Raw genomic sequence first — 18417 nt, 5'->3', positions numbered from 1 at the left:
CCGGGGCACGGGTCCGGCCGGGAAAACGGAGGGCCGAATCCGTTTTCGGTGAATCGCAATTCGCAACGGAATATCGGATTACCGATATCCGGTACCATTGCGGCGATAAATGAACATTCGACGACGGGTAGAGTCGCCGAAAAATAGCACCGGCGCCTACCGCGATTCGCGGTAGGCGCCGGTAGCGCATAGGATGTGACGCGTCAGAGGTACGCGCCGCACACGGGCCAGGCGCCCGGACCCTGGGTCGCGAGCACGTTCTCGGCGACGCGGATCTGCTCTTCGCGGCTGGCGTTGGAGGGGCTGCCGGAGCCGCCGTTGGCCTCCCAGGTGCTCTGGGTGAACTGCAGGCCGCCGGAGAAGCCGTTACCGGTGTCGGTGCCCCAGTTGCCACTGCTCTCGCACTGCGCGACGGCGTCCCAGTTGTGGGCCGACGCGGTGGCGGTCGACAGGCCGAACGGCACGGCGACGAAAGCGCCGATGGCCGCGGTGAAGCCGAGAACACGAGTGGTGAATTTACGGTTTTGCGACATGAGATTTCCCGCCTGCGCCCACCGGCTCGGCGAATGTCGCCGCGCCCCTGTCCCCAGGAAGGTTGTGGACACTCGAACCGCGGGACAGGGTTTCCGGCGTTCTGCGATTCGAGCTCGATCTCGGTGTTGCCCCGAGCCGTGACCGACGTTAGCGGAGATTTCGCGGCAGATCACGTTCGAATAACGTCGAAACAGGTTTAACCCCTGGTCGAGACTCTGCGCCATCCGCGCAGGTCGATTGCGGAAAATTACGCGATACGATTCCGCTGTTACGACCCCGTGATGTGGCCGAGATCACTGCGAAATGGTGAAGCGGATCGCATTTCCGCAGGTCCACGACTTGCGGTAGTAGGCGTGCAGGTGCCCGCATTCGCCGCGGAGCACGACTCGGCTACCGAGTCGTTACCTCGACTACGCACCGGAGATTCAAAGGTGGACCTACACCCCGACCGCGGCGGGACCAACCTGCGATCCCGGCGCGGTAACGACTGGGCCGGAGCCCGGAGAGTCCGAGCCGGTTCGCCGCTGAGTGCGGCATCCCGGCGCCGGAGGCGCGTCGAACCGACCCACCCCGGCGCCGAAGGGGCTACTTCCCATGCGCCCGCAACTGGTAGAGGCCCTCGGTTTCCGCCACGACAACACCGTCGGCGTCGGTGACCACCGCTCGCAGCGTGAAGTCGGCCTTGCCGCTCTCCCCCGCCTCCGCGGCGATGCGCGTGATCTCCTCGTCCGACAGTGACGCCTCGGCCCGCACAGCGGTCTCGGCCGGCTTGCGGAACGAGATGCGCAGGTCCTTCACCAGCGGATAGAACGCCGAGTTGTCGAAGGTCGCGACCGCGATCGCGCCGCCGAGGATCTCGGCGACAGTGAACAGCACACCGGCGTACATCACGCCGAAATGGTTGCCGTTGCCCTCGACGGGGACCGAGGTCGCCGCGAAACCGCGCCGCACCTCCTCCGCCCGCACACCCATCTTGTGTGCGATCGGAATGGTGAATTCCAGTGCTCCGTTGACGATGTCCTTGAACGGAGGAGTCTCGACGTCGCTCATCGCAACCGTCCCTTCGCGCCGGGGTGGCCGGCACCTCGTTGTCTCTGACCACGACCACCTCGGTGGACGTCACCGAAGCGTAGAGCCTCGGGATCGCGCGCCGACAGAGTGTTGGCGGTTTGCCAACACCGTCGGCTCCGCGGGTCACAGACTGCGGGCGATGATCTCCTTCATGATCTCGTTGGTGCCGCCGTAGATCTTCTGCACGCGGCTGTCGGTCCACATCCGCGAGATCGGATACTCGGTCATGTAGCCGTAGCCGCCGTGCAGCTGAAGGCATTCGTCGGCCACCGACATGGCCCGGTCGGTGGTCCACCACTTGGCCATGGCCACGGTCGGGATGTCCAGTTCCCCGCGCAGATGCCGCATGATGCAGTCGTCCAGGAAGACGCGGGCCACCCGGGTCTCGGTGGCCGCCTCGGCGAGGGTGAACTTGGTGTTCTGGAACGCGAACAGCGGCTTGCCGAAGGCGTGCCGCTCTTTGGTGTAGCGCAGTGTCACCTCCAGCGCGGCTTCCATTCCGGCCACCGACCCGACGGCGATGATCAGCCGCTCCTGCGGGAGCTGCTGCATCAGCTGGACGAATCCCTGCCCTTCCTGGGTGCCGAGGAGGTTCGTGACCGGCACCCGGACGTCCTCGAAGAACAGTTCGGAGGTGTCCTGCCCCTTCTGGCCGACCTTGTCCAGCACCCGGCCACGCCGGAAGCCCGCCCGGTCGGCCTCCACCAGGATCAGCGAGATGCCGCTCGCGCCTTCGCCGGTGTCGGTCTTGGCCACGACGATGACGAGGTCGGCCTGGCTGCCGTTGGTGATGAAGGTCTTGGAACCGTTCACCACGTACTCGTCGCCATCGCGGATCGCCTTGGTCTTCACGTTCTGCAGGTCGGAACCCGTGCCGGGCTCGGTCATGGCGATCGCGCCGACGACCTCGCCACCGGCCATCTTGGGCAGCCATTGCCGCTTCTGCTCTTCGGTGCCGTAGTGCAGCAGGTAATGCGCGACGATGCCGCTGTGCAGCGTGGCGCCCCAGGAGGTGTCGAACGCCTTGGCCTGCTCCTCGATGAGGACGGCCTCGTGCGCGAAGGTGCCCCCGCCACCGCCGTACTCCTCCGGGATCGACGCGCACAGCAGGCCGAGCGCGCCCGCCTTGTTCCAGAACTCGCGGTCGACGTGGTGCTGCTCGATGAACTTGTCGATGTTCGGCGTCAACTCCTTCGCGAAGAACGAGCGGGCGAGCTCGCGCAGGGCGTCCAGGTCGTCGTCGAGCCAGGCGGACCGGTAGGTCGTCATCGGGTGTCCTTGCGAAAGTCTGATACCGACAGTTACGGGTACAGTGTGTACCAAGCACGGGCCGGGTACAAGGTGTACCACGAATTCTTGCGGCCGATACGCTGGCGCCGTGGCACGACAACCTTGGGTGGACACCGCCGACGCACGGCGTGCCACCAGCACCAGGCCCGGCCGCGAGGAGCGCCGCCGCGCCATCGTGCAAGCCGCGATCGCGGCGATCGAGGAGGACGGGCCGCACGCGCTGACCGGCCGGATCGCCGACCGGGCCGGATTGGCCCGCACGCACGTCTACCGGCACTTCGCCAGCAAGGAAGAACTCGATCTCGCGGTGGCCAGACACGCGCACCACGACTTGACCGAACGGATTCGCGCGCGCTTGGCGGTGGACGGCACGCCGCTGGACATCATCCGCGCGCCCTTGGCCCAGCACGTGCGGTGGGCCGCCGAACATCCCAATCTGTATCGGTTCCTGGTCGGACGCGACTACCGGCGCGGCCGCAACGAGCCGCGCGTCGGCGGGAGCGCCTTCGCCGCCGAGATCTCCGCGGCGGCGGCGCGCTACCTGCCGGAATTCGGGGCCGATCCGCTGGCCGCCGACCGCGTGGTGGTCGCACTACTCGGCTTGGTCGACGCCTCGGTGCGCTGGTGGCTCGAACACCAGGACACCACCGAGGCCGCGCTCGTCGAGCGCCTGACCACCGAATGCTGGCTGCTCATCGACAACCGGCTCCGCGGTCTTGGCATCGCGATCGACCCGCGGAAACTACTGCCGGGCAAGTGATTCGGCACGCCCGGCGAGGTCGCCGGCTCACCGCGAGGCAGGGACCACTTCCCGCGTGATGGCGTGCACGAAATCGGGAAGATCGCCCGGGTTGCGCGAGGTGAGCAACGTCCACCCGTCCTCCGTGGACCGGACGGCCGCTTCGTCCACCCACTCGCCGCCGGCGTTGACGATGTCGGTCCGCAGCGAGAAGTACGAGGTCAGCGTCTTGCCGGACACGAGTTCGGCGTTCACCAGCAGCCACGGGCCGTGACAGATCGCGGCGATCGGCTTGCCCGCGCCCGCGAATTCCTTGGCCAGCTCGATCGCGCGGTCGGTGACCCGCAGCTTGTCCGCGTTCACCGTGCCGCCGGGTACGACGAGCACGTCGAAATCGTCCACGGAGACCTCGTGCAACGACGTATCCGGTGGCACCGTCTCGTCTTTCTCCGTGTCGTGCCGGTAGGTCTGCACCTCTTCGCGCTTCGGCGCGGCATGGGTCACCTGCGCGCCGCGATTGCGTAGTTCGTCCCGCGGCACCAGCAATTCGTCCCGCTCCACGCCCGTGTTCGAGGTGATGATCAGTACCCGCGTCCCATTCAGCTGATCGGTCATGAGCTGCTCTCCTTTCGGTCGGGATGGTCCTTTTCCCGGCATGCCGCACGGGAGCCCGGCTAAACCTCGCCGGAGGGGGGAGCGGCGTCGTCGCCCTGGGGCAACAGCGTGCCCGACAGGTGCTCCTGAGCCAGCCTGCGCAGCGCGGCGAGCAGCGTGTCGCCGAGAATCGTTCCCACGATGGCGGTTTCGGTCATCCGCTCCAGGCCGCGCTCCTTGCCCACCAAGGCGATGTCGGTGGCGGCGATGGCTTCGCTGGCGCCCGCGTAGTCGTCCATCGCGGCGACCACGTCGTCGTGGCCGAGCAGGCGCAGGGCGGCGCAGACGTCGACGAGCGTGCCACGGGCCGGGCTGTCGTCGTGAATGCGCCAGCCGCGCCGGTCCAGCAGTGCCGCGACGTCCTCGGCGGCGGCCTCCCGCTGCTCGGCGCCGATCTGGGACCTCCGCCCGCCCAGGGCGTATTGCACATGCCCCAAGGAGTCCCGCGCGGACAGCCTGCCGCTGTCGAGCGCCGCGAGCAGTTCCTTCGCCGCGTCGATGGACACGCCGCCGATGTCCACCAGCGCCCGGATCAGCCGCAGCCTGCCGACGTGCGCCTCGCTGTATTCGGCCTGGTTGCGATGGGTTCGCACGCCCGAGGGCAGCAGCCCTTCGCGCACGTAGTACTTGATCGTCGCGGGAGCGACGCCGCTGGCGCGGCTGAGTTCGGCGATCCGCATCGGGCTCCTCGGGCTCGGAGGGTGTCTTGACAATCGATAGTACAGCTATCCATAATCGCTGCTGATAGCACAACTATCGATATCTTCAGTTCTCGAAAGGTCGACCTGTGACCGCCCTCTTCCAACGCTTCCCCGCCCTCTGCTGGCATCGCCCCCTGATGCTGCTCGCCGTCGCCATGGCGCTCCTGGTCGTCTGGTCGATCGGGGGCATGATCGTCGACGACCGCACCGTGACCGGCCTGCCGATCTGGGCGAAGTCCGCCAAGTTCGCCCTTTCCGTGCTGATCTACGCGGTGACCTGGGCGTGGTTGCTCAGCCAGCTCACGCGATGGCGACGCGTCGCGTGGTGGGCGGGGACCGTGGCGGCACTGGGGCTGGCAGTCGAACTCGTCGTCATCACCACGCAGATCGTGCGGGGCACCACCAGCCACTTCAATTTCACAACGCCGCTGAACGCGGCACTGTGGGAACTCATGGGGTCGTCCATCGTGGTGGTCTGGCTCGCCACCCTCGTCGTGTCGGCCGGGTTGTTCGCTCACCCGGCGGCCGATCCCGCCCGTGACGCGGCGATCCGTTACGGCGCCGTACTCTCGCTCGCGGGCGCCGCACTCGGGATGCTGATGGTCGCGCCGACGCCCGAACAGCGGGCGGCGGACAGCCCGATTCGCGGCGCCCACACCGTAGGGCTTTCCGACGGCGGGCCCGGGTTGCCCCTTCTCGGCTGGAGCACGGTCGGCGGCGATCTGCGCATCCCGCATTTCATCGGCATGCACGCGTTGCAAGTGATTCCCCTGGTTCTGCTCGCCCTCGAATTCGGGTCGCGGCGGTTGCCGGTCCTGCGCGCACCGGACACCAGGCGAACGCTCGTCGTGATCGCCGCGGCGACCTACGCCGCGCTGCTCGCGGTACTGACCTGGCAGGCGCTGCGCGGGCAGTCGGTGGTCCGTCCCGACGCGACCACCCTCGCGGCCTTCGCTGCCGTCGTCCTCGCCGCCGCGGCGGCCACGGCCGTCGCGATACGGCCGAAAGGCGCTGCGGTCCGGCGCTCTTCGATCGGAGCGGGCCGATGACGGAACTGCTGTTCGATGTCACCTTCTGGTTCGCGGCGCCGTTCTGGGCCCTGATGATCCTGGCACCGAAGTGGCGGCGGACCGGAGCGGTCATCGCCTCACCGCTCATCTGCCTGCCGCCGCTGATCATCTACGCGGCGCTGATCGTGCCCGAGTTCGGCACCTTCGCCGCGGCGCTGGCCGACCCGGAACTCTCCGGCCTGCGCGCGGTACTCGGTTCGAGCTCCGGCGCCGCGGCGGCCTGGGCGCATTTCGTGGCCTTCGACCTGTTCCTCGGCCGCTGGATCTTCCTCGACAACCGCACCCGCCGCCTCCCATCCCTGCTGATCAGCCCGCTTCTCGTACTCACCATCCTGTTCGCGCCGCTCGGCGTCCTGCTCTACCTGCTCATCCGGCTCACCACCACCCCGGCGCCCAGCCGGTCCGTCCCTACGGAGGCATGATGGAAACCCTCGTCGTTCTGCTGAGCACCCTGCTCGCGCTGCGAGCGGCCGGGGCCCTCGGCGTACACCGATTCGCCGCGTGGCCCACCTGCGCCGCCTACGCCCTCGGCGTGATGCTGATCATGACCGGCACCACACATTTCCTCCCGGAAGCGTTCGCGGACTCCCCCGTGCCCACCCACGCCGATCTGCTCCCGATGGTGCCGCCGTTCGTCCCCTTCCCCGGCGCGATGGTCTACCTGACCGGCGTCCTGGAACTGCTGGGCGCGGCGGGCCTCTTCCTCGCACACGGCCGCAAGGCCGCGGGGCTGGGGCTCGCCGCCCTGTTCGTCGTCATGCTGCCCGCCAACATCTACGCGGCCGTCTCCGGCGTCCCGTTCAACGGCGCACCCGCGACGCCGCTGTGGGCGCGCATCCCCGAACAGGTGCTGTACCTCGGCGTCGCCCTGTGGGCAGCCGGGATACTGCGGTCCTCGCGGCACAGGGCCGACAGCCCGCGGACGGCTACCACGGCGAATCGCGCGGTCGCCTGACGACCATCCGAAAGGCGCTGCCTCTGGCGGTTTTTCGCTGGGCGCATGGCGAATCACCCGCAGTGGCAGGCGTACTCGCGACCGGGACGGGTACAACGAAATAGTGAGTGCTTCTAGGTATTCGGGCGCGCTCGTCAGCGCGCTCGCGACCGCTGTCGCGGCGTCCGTCCTTTCCGTTGCCCCCGCCGGAGCAGAGCCCGCACGGGCACACGTGGTCGGGCAAGTCCCGCTCGGTGGCTCGATTTCGCAGATCGATGTCTATTCGCCGTCGATGGACCGGGTGGTCACCAATCGGGTGATCCGCGCCGCGGGCGGCGGTCCAGCGCCCACGCTGTACCTGCTCACCGGCATCGGCGGTGGGGTCGACGGCATATCGTGGTGGGACGACACGGACGTCCGGGAGTTCTTCGCCGACAAGCACGTCAACGTGGTGATGCCGGTCGGCGGCGCCTTCAGCATGTACACCGACTGGCTCGCCGACGATCCGGCGGTCGGGCGCAACCGGTGGCAGACCTACCTCACCCGGGAACTGCCGGCCACGCTCGACACCGAGCTCGGCGCGACCGGACGGAACGCGATCGCCGGAGTCTCGATGAGCGCGGGTTCCGCGATCGACCTCGCGATCCAAGCGCCCGAGGTGTACGACGCGGTGGCGGCCTACAGCGGGTGTCCGTGGGCGGCGGACGCCGCCGGCGCGGCGATGGTGAGCGCGCAGGTCATCCGTGGCGGGGGCAATCCGGGCAACATGTGGGGCGCTCCGGGTGATGCGATCTGGCGGGCCCACGACGCTTTCGCCAATGCGAGCGCCCTGGCCGGGAAGACCATCTACTTGTCCGCCGCTTCGGGCACGCCGGGCGCGATAGATCGAGGCCTGCCGTTCCCGCCGATCGAGGCGATCGCGAGCTCCTGCACGGCGGCTTTCGCCGATCGCCTCGACGAGCTCGGGCTACCGGCGATCCACGTCAACCGCTCGGAGGGCTCGCACACCTGGGGGCAGTTCGAGACAGACCTGCACGACTCCTGGCCGCACCTGGCCCGCGCCCTCGGCGCATAGAAGTCTCGGATCCATCGAACGCTCCGCCCGGACACCGTGGGCGCGCGGGAAGAGCATCGGTGGAACGAGTACTGCCGACGAGCCCACGAGGCCGCTCTGGACCGAACCGCGACCTCGACATGCATTGCGCGACGCGCGGTCAGTCCAGATGGTCGCCGTCGAGCGCTTCGGCACTCGACCGCCGACGCGCACCCGATCCGCCCACCCGTACCGCCACGACCATGGCCAGTCCGAGGGTGACGAGAAGCGCCGCGACGGCGAAGGTCCACTGCGTACCGCGTGCGATCCGCTCCGGCACGGCGACGGTGACATCCCCCGCGCCGACCGCGAAGGCGAAGACGGCCCCCATGACCGAGGCTCCGGTGATGAGACCCAGATTGCGGGAAAGGTTCAGCATGCCCGACACCACACCGCGCTGGTGCGGCGCGACATCTTTCATGACCGTGGTGTTGTTGGCCGCCTGGAACAGCGCGTAGCCGCAAGTCGTGACCATCAGCGGCACAACGTATCCGATGACACCGGCGGTCCCGGGCAGTATCGCGAGCGCGGCCGTGCCGCCGATGACGGCGCCGAGCCCCACGACGACCATCCGCCCGGCGCCGAAGCGATCGGTGGCGCGTCCCGCGGGCACGCCGGTGAGTGCGGACACCGCCGGACCGGCCGACATCACCAACCCGACGACCGCCGGAGCGAGATGCAGGGCACGAGCGAGATGGAAGGGTCCCACGACCAGCGTGGTCATCACCACGGCCGAAACCAGGGCACTCGCCGTGAGACCGGCGGCCAGGACCGGATCGCGGAACGTGGCGATGTTCAGCAGCGGGGAGGAAACCCGCCGCTCGGCCACGACGAACAGTCCGAGAGCCACCGCGCAGGCAACCAGCAGTCCGAGACCGAGCGGGCCGAACGAGTCCCCCTCGACCGTCATGGCCAGCGCGTAACAGCCGAGGGCGACGGCGAGCGACAACGTGCCCAGAAAATCGAAAGACGGGCGACCGGAACGGTTTCGCGGTGCCGATCCGGGCAGTGCGCGGGCGGCGAGAGCCAGCGTGAGAAGACCGATCGGCACGACGAGAAGGAAGATCGCACGCCAGCCGAGGGCGGCGACGAGAACTCCGCCCAGTGAGGGGCCCAGGGCGGTGCCGACCGCGGACATCGTTCCGAGCAGCCCCATGGCGCTGCCGGTGCGGTCCTTCGGAACGGTTTCGCCGACGAGGGCCATCGTCAGCGCCATCATGCACGCGGCACCTGCTCCTTGCAGCGCCCGGGCCGCAACAAGGAGGACGAGATCCGGGGCGAGGCCGCACAGCAGCGTCGCGAGCGTGAACACGCTGATGCCCACGAGCAGCAACCGCCGCCGACCGGCGAGGTCACCGAGTCGGCCCGCGCCGACGATCAGTGTCGTGGTGGCCAGTAGATAGGCGATGACGATCCACTGGACCTCGTGGAAGGAAGCACCGAAAGCCGCCGCCATGGTCGGCAGCGCGACGTTGGCGACGCTGATGCTCAGCGAGGGCAGCAACATCGCCAGCGACAGCGCGAGCAGCGGCCGAGCGGACGGTGCACGACGAACCGGGGTTGCCCGCACGAGTGGTTCTGCTGGTTTCACGACGATGACCTCTTCCGTCGGGGTGTCCCCAAGGACGCTAGATTCCCCGGTGACCGGGCGGAAGACGCACATTTGGAAACGTATTCGTGCACTGGACGCCATGTCACGCCACGATGTGTGCGATCGTGTGCGCATGGCGCGGCCCGACCTGAACTTGCTGATCACCCTGGATGTCCTGCTCGAGGAGGGCAGCGTGACCCGGGCCGGCGAACGGCTCGCGCTCAGCCCTTCGGCGATGAGCCGCCAGCTCGCGCGGCTGCGCCGGGCCACCGGTGACCCGCTGCTCGTGCGGGCAGGCCGCGGGCTGGCGCCGACGCCCCGCGCCGTCGAACTGCGCGACCGTGTGCGCGCTCTCGTCCGCGATGCCGAAGAGGTGCTACGTCCGGTCGGCCCGCTGGACCCGGCTCGGCTGCACCGCACTTTCACCCTGCGCAGCACCGACGGATTCGTGGAGCGGTTCGGACCGGATCTGGTGGCCGAAGCCGGCCGCGCAGCACCGGGCGTGCGGCTGCGGTTCGTCCAGAAGGCCAAGCGCGACCCCGGTGCTCTGCGCGACGGCAGCGTCGACCTGGAGATCGGAGTCATCGAGCGCGCACTGCCTCCGGACATCGCGAACACGGCTCTGTTCACCGACCGGTTCGTCGGGGTGGTGCACAGCACGCATCCGCTGCACACCGGCGCCGTCACGACGGCCCGCTATGCCTCCGCGCGGCATGTCCACGTCGCACGGCGCGGTCTGGACGAGGGCTTGGTCGACGAGGCCATGCGCCCCACCGGCCACCGGCGCGACATCGTGACGGTGGTGGACGGCTTCGGAGCCGCCTTGGCGCTGGCCAGGACCTCGGATCTGGTCGCGACGGTGCCGGAGCGGCATACCGAGATCCTGCGGCGTGGCATGCATTCGTTCGCGCTGCCGTTCCGCACTCCCGAGGTGACGGTGTCGTTGCGGTGGCACGTCCGGCTCCAGGCCGACCCGGCGCACCGATGGCTGCGCGGACGTGTGCTCGACGTGTGCCTGCGGGCGGAGCCGGAGTGAGTCCTCACAACCCCGCGTCGTGCGGGTAACGCGCGGCCAGCCGGGACCGGTCACCGAGCCCGAAGTTCATGACGAGATCGTCGGCGACCTGAACCAGCACGTCGCGTCCCTCGACCGTGGCCGCCCACTCCATCGGCAGCCCGGAGACACCGTGCACGGCGCCGACCAGATTGCCCGCCACCGCGCCGGTGGAATCGGAATCGCCGGAGTGGTTCACCGACAGCAGCAGCGCCGCGCGCACGTCGCCGGTCCTGGCCGCGTGCAGGGCGCAGTACACCCCGATGGCCAGGCACTCCTCGGCGATCCACCCTTCGCCGACCCGCTCGACCTGTTCGGCCGACACCGCTTGCTCGGACGCCTCGACGGCTCGGGTCAGTGCCGCCACGGTTTCCCCGCTCGCCGGAAACGCGGTGAGCTGAGCGACCGTCTCCCGCACCGCCGTCGACAGCTCGACACCGCTCACCACGCGATCGATCAGTGCCGCGAACGCGCCCGCGGCCAGATAACCCGTGGGATGTCCGTGGGTCAGTTGCGCGGCCCGCGCGGCCGTGGCGAACGCCTGTTCCGGGCCCATACCGGCCAGCCCGAACGGCGCGGACCGCATGACCGTCCCGCATCCCTTCGAATGCGCGTTCACCGGTCCGGGTTCGCCGAGCGGCACGGGGGCGAGATATCCCCGCGCTTGCTGTCCAAGTCCGGACATGCAAGCGTTTCCCGGCGCGCGCGCCGCGTACAGGAACGGCAGGCTCGCCAGCCACCCGTCGGTCTCGGCGGCGGGCCCCTCTTCGCGTTGGGTTTGTAACCAGCGCAGATACGCCCGGCGCAGCGCGGGCAACGGGTCGGCGCCCGGCGCCGCCCGCAGCAGCCCTTCCGCGGTGAACAGCGTCATCTGCGTGTCATCGGTGATCTGCTGCGGGGCGTCCACCGCGTACTGCGGCAGGAAGCCCGTCACCCCCGCGTCGCCATAGCGCTGCCGGATCTGCTCCAGACGCAGGAATTCGACAGGCCACCCCAGCGCGTCCCCCACCGCCCCGCCCAGCAGGGAGCCACGCACCCGATCGAAGATCGTCGTGTAATCCACCACGCCGCTCCATCTTTCCGTACGCGCCCCGCTTCGGTGCACGGCGCCTCAGTCCGGCGTCGATTCGTGCTGCGCAGGAAGGTGAGCGCGGCCAGGACGCGCTGGTTGTAGAGCGAGCCGTGCCGGTTCAGCCCGGCGGTCTCGGGCAGCACGCGGGTCGCGGACGCCCGTCGCGGAGATCGTCACGGATTTCCCCTCCCGGACCGGTGATCTCGATGGTGACGTTCTTATGGCGGAGCAGTGAGTCGGGAACGGCGCGGGCCAGCACCGTGAGGGTGCCGCCCGCGCCGAGCGCGATGATCAACGCAGTGCTCACTCGCAACGAAACCGAGTCCGCACGACAGGGTCTGCCGGACGCGGATCAGTGATCCGCGCCGCCGATCATCCACGGATTGAAGGCGCAGTCCAGCACCGGGTTCGCTTCCGGATCGAGAGCATGCAGAGCGATCGAGGCCGCGCGCGGCGAGTACATGATCGTCAGATGGTCGGACATGTCCTGCGCGCAGCCGTCTTGCAGGGTGATGTTGTGCACGACGGCGTCCGGCCCCGGCGTCAGGAAAGTCCATTCGTACGGATTGGAGACCTCGTCATGGCGGGTGCCGACCGAGGTGTACTCGACGCCGGGGACGGTGTCACCGTGTTCGTTGAGCGTCGTGTAGAACGCGGAGCCCACCGCCTGCTGGATATTGGCACGGCCGACGATCGGTTCGTAGAAACCGAGGATGTTGACGCCCAGATTGGTGATCAGCCGGCCCAGCGTCGCCATTCCCATCAGCGACGTGCCGTGGTGGGTGGCTCCGAAAGAGATCAGTTTGCCGACTTTGTCGGCGCCGCCTTCGAACTTCATGTACTGGCTCGACACCGGCCCACCCTGGGAATGCGCGATGATATCGACACGGTCCGCGCCGGTCGCCGTGCGCACCTGTTCGACGAAATCGCGTAATTGCCTCGCGGATTCCTCCATCGCGCCGACGCCGTAGCGGCCGGGCAGGACGGGGCCGATTCCGCCGCCTTCGAGCAGACCGGAGCGCCCGTAATTGAAGGCATAGACGCAGTACCCTGCGCGCGCGAGCCGCGGCGACAGATAGGCGTAGGTGTCGTAGGCGTTGAGCCAGGTGCCGTGAACCAGGACGACCGGGCGCGGATGCGCGGCGGAAGGGGTACAGTCCTGGCGGTTCGCACCCGGTGGAGAGGCGTCGGGATGGGCTACACCGTGCAGGAAAGCTGCCAGGTAGGCAGGCATCTCCGGCCCCTCCCCCACCGCGGCGGAAGCGTAACTGCGTGCGGCGGAACCCGTACTGCTGCCGGAGTCCACGATCGCCTGCGGGCGCCTGCCGTCCGGCCCGGGAAGGAGTCCGGCGTTCAGTTCGTCGACGAGTTGCTGCTCCGGGGATCGCTTTTCCGGCTCCGCGTGCGCCGCTCCGATTCCGAGAGTCATGGCCAGGACGGTCACTCCGGCGGCAAGCGCGGCGGCAAGCGCGGCGCCGAGCGCGCGGCGGCGAATTGGATGCTTCATTGCAAGCCTTTCATCAGCGTCCGCAACTCCGTTTCCTGCGAACACTTTTCATCCTGAAGTATCGGCGCCGCACTGTCACTGCGTCCGAAACATAAGTTGCCCCGCCGAATTCTGCTCCGGCTACAAGGTCACGCATCGGCCAGGAGTGAAATTCCGAATTCCGGGCACGCCGGAATTGCCGCGATGCGGGAGCGGAAATAGTGGCATCGGAATTCGCCAGTCGAGCGATCGACCATCTCGCCCAGGCGGACAGGTCGCGACTCGCCGCTGACGACTCTCGGCAACCTCCAAAACTAGCACTGCAAGTTTCCGCTCACCGTAGAGCAGCCCGGCTAGCAGCGCAAGTTTTCTCCCGACGCCTGCGAGAATGCGGGGACCGGAAGGAGACCCCCATGGCCAGACCACGGCGGCCGCTGCTCACCCGCGACCGCATCATCGAGACCGCGCTCGCCCTCGTCGACGCCGAGGGCCTCGCCGCCGTCTCCACGCGAAGGCTGGCCACCGAACTGGGCGTGCAGGGACCGTCGCTGTACAACCACGTCCGCACCAAAGACGACCTCATCGATGCCGTGGTCGACGCCGTCCTCGGCGAAGTCGACATCTCGATGTTCGACAGCCTGTCGGCCCGCAATCCGGACTGGCGCTCGTCGCTGCGCGCCTGGGCCCGTTCCTACCGCACCGCGATGGCGGCGCATCCGCACATCGTTCCCGCGCTGGCGTCCGGCCCCGGCCATCGGCCCAACGCGCTGCGTATGGCCGACGCGGTCTTCGGCGGCCTGGTCGCGGCGGGGTGGCCGCGCCGCGAGGCCACCACCGTCGGCACGACAATGCGCTACTTCCTCACCGGAGCGTCGCTGGGATCGTTCGCCGCCGGCTTCCCCGCCGACGTCGCGGTGTACGCCGACGCGTATCCGCATCTGAACGAAGCGCACCTACTGGCCGAGCGGCAGCACCGGATCGATCGGGACGCCTTCGAAGTGGGTCTGGAAGCGCTGCTCGACGGGCTCGCGCACCGCTATCGGCTGGTCGCCGAAGACGCGTAATCCGCGCGGCGCCGCCTCACCCGCGAACAGCCGCCCGCTCCCGGCCGCGCGCCGCGAAGATCCGCCGCCCCAGCACGCCGTGAGTGGGTGCGAACAGATACACGGTCGTGAAGACCAGCCCTTGGACGACCACGACCATGCCGCCGGGAGCCGTATCCAGGTGGTAGCTCAGGTACAGCCCCGCCACCGCACAGGTCACCGAGACGGCGGGCGCGATCACCAGCATCCGGCCGAAGCGGTCGGTGAGCAGATAGGCCGTGGCGCCCGGGATGATCAGCATCGCCACCACCAGAACGACACCGACCGCCTGCAAGGCGACCACGGCGGTCAGCGCCAGCAGGCCGAGCAGCGCCGTGCCGAGCAACCGGGGACTCAGCCCGATGGCGTGGGCGTGTGTGGGATCGAAGGCATAGAGGGTGAAGTCGCGGCGCTTGAGCACCAGCGCGGCGAGGGTGATCGCGGCCAGCACCACGACCTGAACCAGTTCGGCGCGGCCGACCCCGAGCAGATTGCCGAACACGATGTGGTTGAGGTCGGTCTGGCTGGGCGTCACCGAGACCAGCACCAGGCCGAACGCGAACAGCGTCGTGAAGACGATGCCGATGGCGGCGTCCTCCTTGATCCGGCTGGTGTCGCGCACCACGCCGATCAGCGCCACCGCCAGGAACCCGAACACGATCGCGCCCACCGCGAACGGCAGGCCGACGATGTAGGCGAGCACCACCCCGGGCAACACCGCGTGCGAGACGGCGTCCCCCATCAGCGACCACCCGATGAGCACCAGCCAGCAGGACAGCACCGCGCACACCAGCGCCGCGGTCACGGTGGTGGCCAGCGCACGCACCATGAACTCGTAGCGCAGAGGGTCGAGGAAGATTTCGCTGAAGCTCATCGCGTCCGTCCCATACTCGGCCGGGCTCACACCCGGTTCATCACATCCAGGCCGAACGCCCTGGCCAAATTCTCGGGCTGAAGCACCACGTCGGGGCTGCCCTGGGCGAGCACCGTACGCATCAGCAGCACCGCCTCGTCGGCGAGGCCGGGCAGCGCGTGCAGATCGTGGGTCGACACCAGGATCGTGGCGCCGCCGCCGGCGAGATCGCGCAGCAGCGCGGTGATCGTGGCCTCCGACCGCTTGTCGACACCCGCGAACGGCTCGTCGAGCAGCAGCACCGTCGCGCCCTGCGCCAGCCCGCGCGCGACGAAGGCGCGTTTGCGCTGCCCGCCGGACAATCGACCGATCTGCCGGTCGGCGAGGTCGGTCAACTCGACGCGTTCCAGCGCGTGCGCGACGGCTTCCCGATCGGCCTTGCGCGGACGACGGGTGACACCGAGCCGGCCGTATCGCCCGGTCATCACCACATCGCGCACCGACAGCGGGAAGGTCCAATCGACATCCTCGCTCTGCGGGACATAGCCGAGGACGCCCGCCCGGCGCGCCGCGACCGGCGCGCCACCGTTGATCCGCACCGTTCCCCGGTCGGGCCGGACGAGGCCCATGATCGTCTTGAACAACGTCGACTTGCCGGAGCCGTTCATGCCGATGAGACCGCACACCCGCCCCGCGTCGACGGTGAGATCCACGTCGTCGAGCGCGGGCACTTCGCCGTAGCGGACGGTGACGCCGCGTACCTCGATCGCGGGCGCGTTCACGGACGGTGTCCCGTCAGCGCGGAGCCGATCGTCTGCGCGTCGTGCCGCAGCAGCGCCAGGTAGGTCGGCACCGGACCGTCGGCTTCCGACAGCGAATCGACATACAGCACGCCCCCGAACGCCGCGCCCGTGGCCTCGACCACCCGGCGCATCGGCGCGTCCGACACCGTCGATTCACAGAACACCGCAGGCACCCGCTTCTCCCGGACGAAGTCGATGGCCGAGGCGATCTGCTGGGGCGTGGCCTGCTGCTCGGCATTGACCGCCCAGATGTACTTCTCGGTGAGTCCGGCGTCGCGCGCCAGGTAGGAGAAGGCGCCCTCGCACGTCACCAAGGCGCGCTCATTCGGCGGCAGGGCGTTCAAGGTGTGCGTCAATTCGTCGTGCACCTTGCGCAGCTCCGACTTGTACCGATCTGCGTTGGCCCGGAAATCGGCCGCGTGATCGGGGGCGAGGTCGCTGAACGCGCGCACCATGTTGTCGACGTAGATCTGCGCGTTCTGTGGCGACATCCACGCGTGCGGGTTCGGTTTGCCCTGGTAGGCGTCCTCGCGGATCGGCACCGCGGCCACGCCTTCGCTGACCACGACGTGCGGCACCCGCACGTCGGCGACGAACTGGGCGAACCACGCCTCCAAGTTCAGGCCGTTGTCCAGGATGAGATCGGCCTTCGCCGCCTTCTTGATGTCACCGGGAGTCGGCTCGTAGCCGTGGATTTCCGCACCAGCCTTGGTGATCGACTCCACGGTCAGATGCTCGCCCGCCACGTTCCTGGCGATGTCGGCGAGCACCGTGAACGTGGTGAGCACCGTGGGCGTGCCATCGCGCCCGGCTCCGTTTCCGGCGCAGGCGGTGAGGGTGAACGCCGAGGCGCACACGACTATTGCCGCCGCCCACCGACGGGGAGACCGGGCGAGCACACGGTGGAGCCGAACCTTCATGCAATGAGATGATAAGTTCGGCAAGCCTAACTTTCAAGTTCGAGTGCGTGAAATAGACCGGTTCCGGTTACGTCTACTGCCGCTCCGCCCTACGGCAGCGGCAACGGTGGCGACTCCGGGAAGACGACCGGCAGCGCGGTCAGCGCTCGATGGAACGGACCAGGACGCCACGCGAGCTCGTGCACCGGAACCGCGAGGCGCAGTTCCGGCAGGGCGTCGAGCAATTGATCGATGGCGTCCTGCGCGATCAGATAAGCCAGGGAGTTCGCGGGACATGCGTGCGGGCCGCCGCCGAATGCGAGATGGGCACGATTGCCCGCGTAGCGTTCGGCGCGGATCGCGGGGTCGGTGTTGCAGGCGGCGATGCTGATCACGACCGGTTGGTGGGCGGGCAACCAGACGTCGTCGATCAGGATCGGCTGCTTCGGGAAGCTGCAGCAGAAGTTCGCCATCGGCGGATCGTTGAACAACACTTCGTCGAGCGCGTCCCGGGTCGACAGGCTGCCGCCGAGCACACTGCCGCCGAACCGCTCGTCGGTGAGGATCAGCAGCAGCGTGTTGACGATCAGATTCTGCTGCGGCTCGATTCCCGCGCCGTAGAGCGTGCCCAGCTGGTGCACCATCTCGGTGTCGCTCAGCCCGGACGGGTGCCGGAGCATGCGCGTGGTGATGTCGTCACCGGGCTCGGCCCGCTTCAGCACCGTCAACTCGCCCAGCGAATCGATGAGCATCTTGTTGCCGCGCTCCGCGTCGACGCCCTCGAAGATCGCGGCCATGCCGCTCGCGGCGCGTTGCGCGATCTCGGCCGGACAACCCAGCATGGCGTTCAGCACCGCGAAGGAGAGGGGAAAGGCGTACTGGCGCACCACGTCCGCGGAACCGTCCGCGCAGAACGAGTTGATCAGCGGTGTCGCCAACTGCGCGATGGTGTCGTGCAGCCGGTAGAGGTCGACCTTCGCCAGACCCGCGACGTTGGCCTGCCGATAGCGGGCATGCTCGGCTCCCGCGTTCCGCAACGCATTCGGCCGCCACTGCATCATCGGCAGCACCGGGCAGTCGGCGGGGATGTCCTCCTGCCAGGCACGTGGATCGGCGGGAAAGTGGTCCGGATCGTTCATGATCCGGACCGCCGTGTGATACCCGAGCACCAAGGTGGCCGGGACGCCCGGCGCCAATTCCACCGGCGCCAGCGATCCGTATCGCGCCCGCATGTCGCGATAGGCACTGTGCGGGTCCGCCGCGAATTCGATGGAGTACAAGGGAATCCGCGGACCGTCGGTGTCGATCGGCGAACCGTGCGGTGCGTGACTGTATGCGGAGGACGGGGACGTCGTCATCGAGAAAGCTCCAGGCGATCGGACAGCAAGATTCGTGAGCCTAGGCAGCTTGCCCGGCGCCTGCACCGGAAACGCATCGAAGTGACCGGTCCATGGTATTTGCTATAGAATTGCTCGAGATTCGACGCGTAGA

The 18417-nt window shown here is 68.5% G+C and carries 20 protein-coding genes; 7 read left to right on the top strand and 13 right to left on the bottom strand.

What is annotated here, in order from left to right; genetic code table 11:
• Window positions 1-203: 203 nt before the first annotated feature.
• The 3 genes from ACWEKR_RS23740 to ACWEKR_RS23730 form a co-directional block, all read right to left on the bottom strand.
• Window positions 204-533, bottom strand: coding sequence for a transglycosylase family protein (locus ACWEKR_RS23740; RefSeq protein WP_159838347.1), 330 nt, complete (start codon window positions 531-533; stop codon window positions 204-206).
• Between the two features lie 586 nt (window positions 534-1119).
• Entirely contained in the window at window positions 1120-1584 is a 465-nt protein-coding gene (locus ACWEKR_RS23735; protein WP_452356318.1) for a PaaI family thioesterase, read from the bottom strand.
• 144 nt (window positions 1585-1728) lie between these two features.
• Window positions 1729-2874, bottom strand: a complete 1146-nt coding sequence (locus ACWEKR_RS23730) for an acyl-CoA dehydrogenase family protein (protein ID WP_452356317.1) — start codon at window positions 2872-2874, stop codon at window positions 1729-1731.
• Between the two features lie 109 nt (window positions 2875-2983).
• On the opposite strand from ACWEKR_RS23730, the gene ACWEKR_RS23725 reads away from it, so the two are divergent.
• Complete coding sequence (locus tag ACWEKR_RS23725; protein ID WP_452356316.1) at window positions 2984-3655, top strand: TetR/AcrR family transcriptional regulator; 672 nt, start codon at window positions 2984-2986, stop codon at window positions 3653-3655.
• Between the two features lie 27 nt (window positions 3656-3682).
• On the opposite strand, the gene ACWEKR_RS23720 is transcribed toward ACWEKR_RS23725, so the two are convergent.
• Window positions 3683-4249: a type 1 glutamine amidotransferase domain-containing protein gene (locus ACWEKR_RS23720; protein ID WP_452356315.1), complete on the bottom strand. Its 567-nt coding sequence runs from the start codon at window positions 4247-4249 to the stop codon at window positions 3683-3685.
• 59 nt (window positions 4250-4308) lie between these two features.
• Complete coding sequence (locus ACWEKR_RS23715) at window positions 4309-4968, bottom strand: MerR family transcriptional regulator (RefSeq protein WP_452356314.1); 660 nt, start codon at window positions 4966-4968, stop codon at window positions 4309-4311.
• 107 nt (window positions 4969-5075) lie between these two features.
• On the opposite strand from ACWEKR_RS23715, the gene ACWEKR_RS23710 reads away from it, so the two are divergent.
• The 4 genes from ACWEKR_RS23710 to ACWEKR_RS23695 all read left to right on the top strand — a co-directional run bounded on the left by ACWEKR_RS23710 (window position 5076) and on the right by ACWEKR_RS23695 (window position 8068).
• Window positions 5076-6038: a hypothetical protein gene (locus ACWEKR_RS23710; RefSeq protein ID WP_452356313.1), complete on the top strand. Its 963-nt coding sequence runs from the start codon at window positions 5076-5078 to the stop codon at window positions 6036-6038.
• Window positions 6035-6481: an ABA4-like family protein gene (locus ACWEKR_RS23705; RefSeq protein ID WP_452356312.1), complete on the top strand. Its 447-nt coding sequence runs from the start codon at window positions 6035-6037 to the stop codon at window positions 6479-6481. The genes ACWEKR_RS23710 and ACWEKR_RS23705 overlap by 4 nt, the downstream gene beginning before the upstream one ends.
• The gene (locus ACWEKR_RS23700) at window positions 6481-7014 is read left to right on the top strand and encodes a DoxX family protein (RefSeq protein ID WP_452356311.1); all 534 of its coding nucleotides are present in this window, start codon (window positions 6481-6483) and stop codon (window positions 7012-7014) included. Before ACWEKR_RS23705 ends, ACWEKR_RS23700 begins: the two co-directional genes overlap by 1 nt.
• A gap of 103 nt (window positions 7015-7117) precedes the next feature.
• Window positions 7118-8068 carry an alpha/beta hydrolase gene (locus tag ACWEKR_RS23695; protein ID WP_452356310.1) on the top strand — a complete coding sequence of 317 codons (951 nt, stop codon included), beginning with the start codon at window positions 7118-7120 and terminating at the stop codon, window positions 8066-8068.
• A 139-nt stretch (window positions 8069-8207) separates the two neighbouring features.
• On the opposite strand, the gene ACWEKR_RS23690 is transcribed toward ACWEKR_RS23695, so the two are convergent.
• Complete coding sequence (locus ACWEKR_RS23690) at window positions 8208-9677, bottom strand: MFS transporter (protein WP_452356309.1); 1470 nt, start codon at window positions 9675-9677, stop codon at window positions 8208-8210.
• Window positions 9678-9810: 133 nt separating this feature from the next.
• Here ACWEKR_RS23690 and ACWEKR_RS23685 point away from each other — a divergent pair, with 133 nt between their 5' ends.
• On the top strand, window positions 9811-10713 hold the full coding sequence (locus ACWEKR_RS23685; protein WP_452356308.1) for a LysR family transcriptional regulator: 903 nt from the start codon (window positions 9811-9813) through the stop codon (window positions 10711-10713).
• A 4-nt stretch (window positions 10714-10717) separates the two neighbouring features.
• Here ACWEKR_RS23685 and ACWEKR_RS23680 read toward each other — a convergent pair whose 3' ends face one another.
• From ACWEKR_RS23680 to ACWEKR_RS23670, 3 genes are all read right to left on the bottom strand, one after another.
• Window positions 10718-11794, bottom strand: coding sequence for an ADP-ribosylglycohydrolase family protein (locus ACWEKR_RS23680; protein WP_452356307.1), 1077 nt, complete (start codon window positions 11792-11794; stop codon window positions 10718-10720).
• Between the two features lie 127 nt (window positions 11795-11921).
• On the bottom strand, window positions 11922-12110 hold the full coding sequence (locus ACWEKR_RS23675; RefSeq protein ID WP_452356306.1) for a hypothetical protein: 189 nt from the start codon (window positions 12108-12110) through the stop codon (window positions 11922-11924).
• 45 nt (window positions 12111-12155) lie between these two features.
• A complete protein-coding gene (locus tag ACWEKR_RS23670; RefSeq protein WP_452356305.1) occupies window positions 12156-13310 on the bottom strand; it encodes an esterase/lipase family protein in 1155 nt (384 codons plus the stop codon).
• 392 nt (window positions 13311-13702) lie between these two features.
• Between ACWEKR_RS23670 and ACWEKR_RS23665 the strand changes: the two genes are divergently transcribed.
• Window positions 13703-14353 (top strand): TetR/AcrR family transcriptional regulator, encoded by a 651-nt coding sequence (locus ACWEKR_RS23665; protein ID WP_452356304.1) that lies wholly within the window; start codon window positions 13703-13705, stop codon window positions 14351-14353.
• 16 nt (window positions 14354-14369) lie between these two features.
• Here the strand turns inward: ACWEKR_RS23665 and ACWEKR_RS23660 are convergent, their stop codons facing one another.
• From ACWEKR_RS23660 to ACWEKR_RS23645, 4 genes are all read right to left on the bottom strand, one after another.
• Window positions 14370-15245: a metal ABC transporter permease gene (locus ACWEKR_RS23660; protein WP_195086387.1), complete on the bottom strand. Its 876-nt coding sequence runs from the start codon at window positions 15243-15245 to the stop codon at window positions 14370-14372.
• 26 nt (window positions 15246-15271) lie between these two features.
• A complete protein-coding gene (locus ACWEKR_RS23655) occupies window positions 15272-16006 on the bottom strand; it encodes a metal ABC transporter ATP-binding protein (RefSeq protein WP_452356303.1) in 735 nt (244 codons plus the stop codon).
• Window positions 16003-16947, bottom strand: a complete 945-nt coding sequence (locus tag ACWEKR_RS23650) for a metal ABC transporter substrate-binding protein (protein WP_452356302.1) — start codon at window positions 16945-16947, stop codon at window positions 16003-16005. The genes ACWEKR_RS23655 and ACWEKR_RS23650 overlap by 4 nt, the downstream gene beginning before the upstream one ends.
• 89 nt (window positions 16948-17036) lie before the next feature.
• On the bottom strand, window positions 17037-18284 hold the full coding sequence (locus ACWEKR_RS23645) for a cytochrome P450 (protein ID WP_452356301.1): 1248 nt from the start codon (window positions 18282-18284) through the stop codon (window positions 17037-17039).
• Window positions 18285-18417 lie beyond the last annotated feature (133 nt).

The organism is Nocardia sp. NPDC004573 (genome assembly GCF_053602135.1).
Note: the sequence above shows the minus strand (reverse complement) of the source record. Positions and strands in the feature narration are given on the sequence as shown.

Coding starts and splice junctions, on each gene's coding strand:
- ACWEKR_RS23645 (WP_452356301.1), bottom strand. CDS start 18,284: ATGACGACGTCCCCGTCCTCCGCATACAGTCACGCACCGCACGGTTCG.
- ACWEKR_RS23735 (WP_452356318.1), bottom strand. CDS start 1,584: ATGAGCGACGTCGAGACTCCTCCGTTCAAGGACATCGTCAACGGAGCA.
- ACWEKR_RS23700 (WP_452356311.1), top strand. CDS start 6,481: ATGGAAACCCTCGTCGTTCTGCTGAGCACCCTGCTCGCGCTGCGAGCG.
- ACWEKR_RS23720 (WP_452356315.1), bottom strand. CDS start 4,249: ATGACCGATCAGCTGAATGGGACGCGGGTACTGATCATCACCTCGAAC.
- ACWEKR_RS23715 (WP_452356314.1), bottom strand. CDS start 4,968: ATGCGGATCGCCGAACTCAGCCGCGCCAGCGGCGTCGCTCCCGCGACG.
- ACWEKR_RS23650 (WP_452356302.1), bottom strand. CDS start 16,947: ATGAAGGTTCGGCTCCACCGTGTGCTCGCCCGGTCTCCCCGTCGGTGG.
- ACWEKR_RS23705 (WP_452356312.1), top strand. CDS start 6,035: ATGACGGAACTGCTGTTCGATGTCACCTTCTGGTTCGCGGCGCCGTTC.
- ACWEKR_RS23740 (WP_159838347.1), bottom strand. CDS start 533: ATGTCGCAAAACCGTAAATTCACCACTCGTGTTCTCGGCTTCACCGCG.
- ACWEKR_RS23670 (WP_452356305.1), bottom strand. CDS start 13,310: ATGAAGCATCCAATTCGCCGCCGCGCGCTCGGCGCCGCGCTTGCCGCC.
- ACWEKR_RS23665 (WP_452356304.1), top strand. CDS start 13,703: ATGGCCAGACCACGGCGGCCGCTGCTCACCCGCGACCGCATCATCGAG.
- ACWEKR_RS23730 (WP_452356317.1), bottom strand. CDS start 2,874: ATGACGACCTACCGGTCCGCCTGGCTCGACGACGACCTGGACGCCCTG.
- ACWEKR_RS23660 (WP_195086387.1), bottom strand. CDS start 15,245: ATGAGCTTCAGCGAAATCTTCCTCGACCCTCTGCGCTACGAGTTCATG.
- ACWEKR_RS23685 (WP_452356308.1), top strand. CDS start 9,811: ATGGCGCGGCCCGACCTGAACTTGCTGATCACCCTGGATGTCCTGCTC.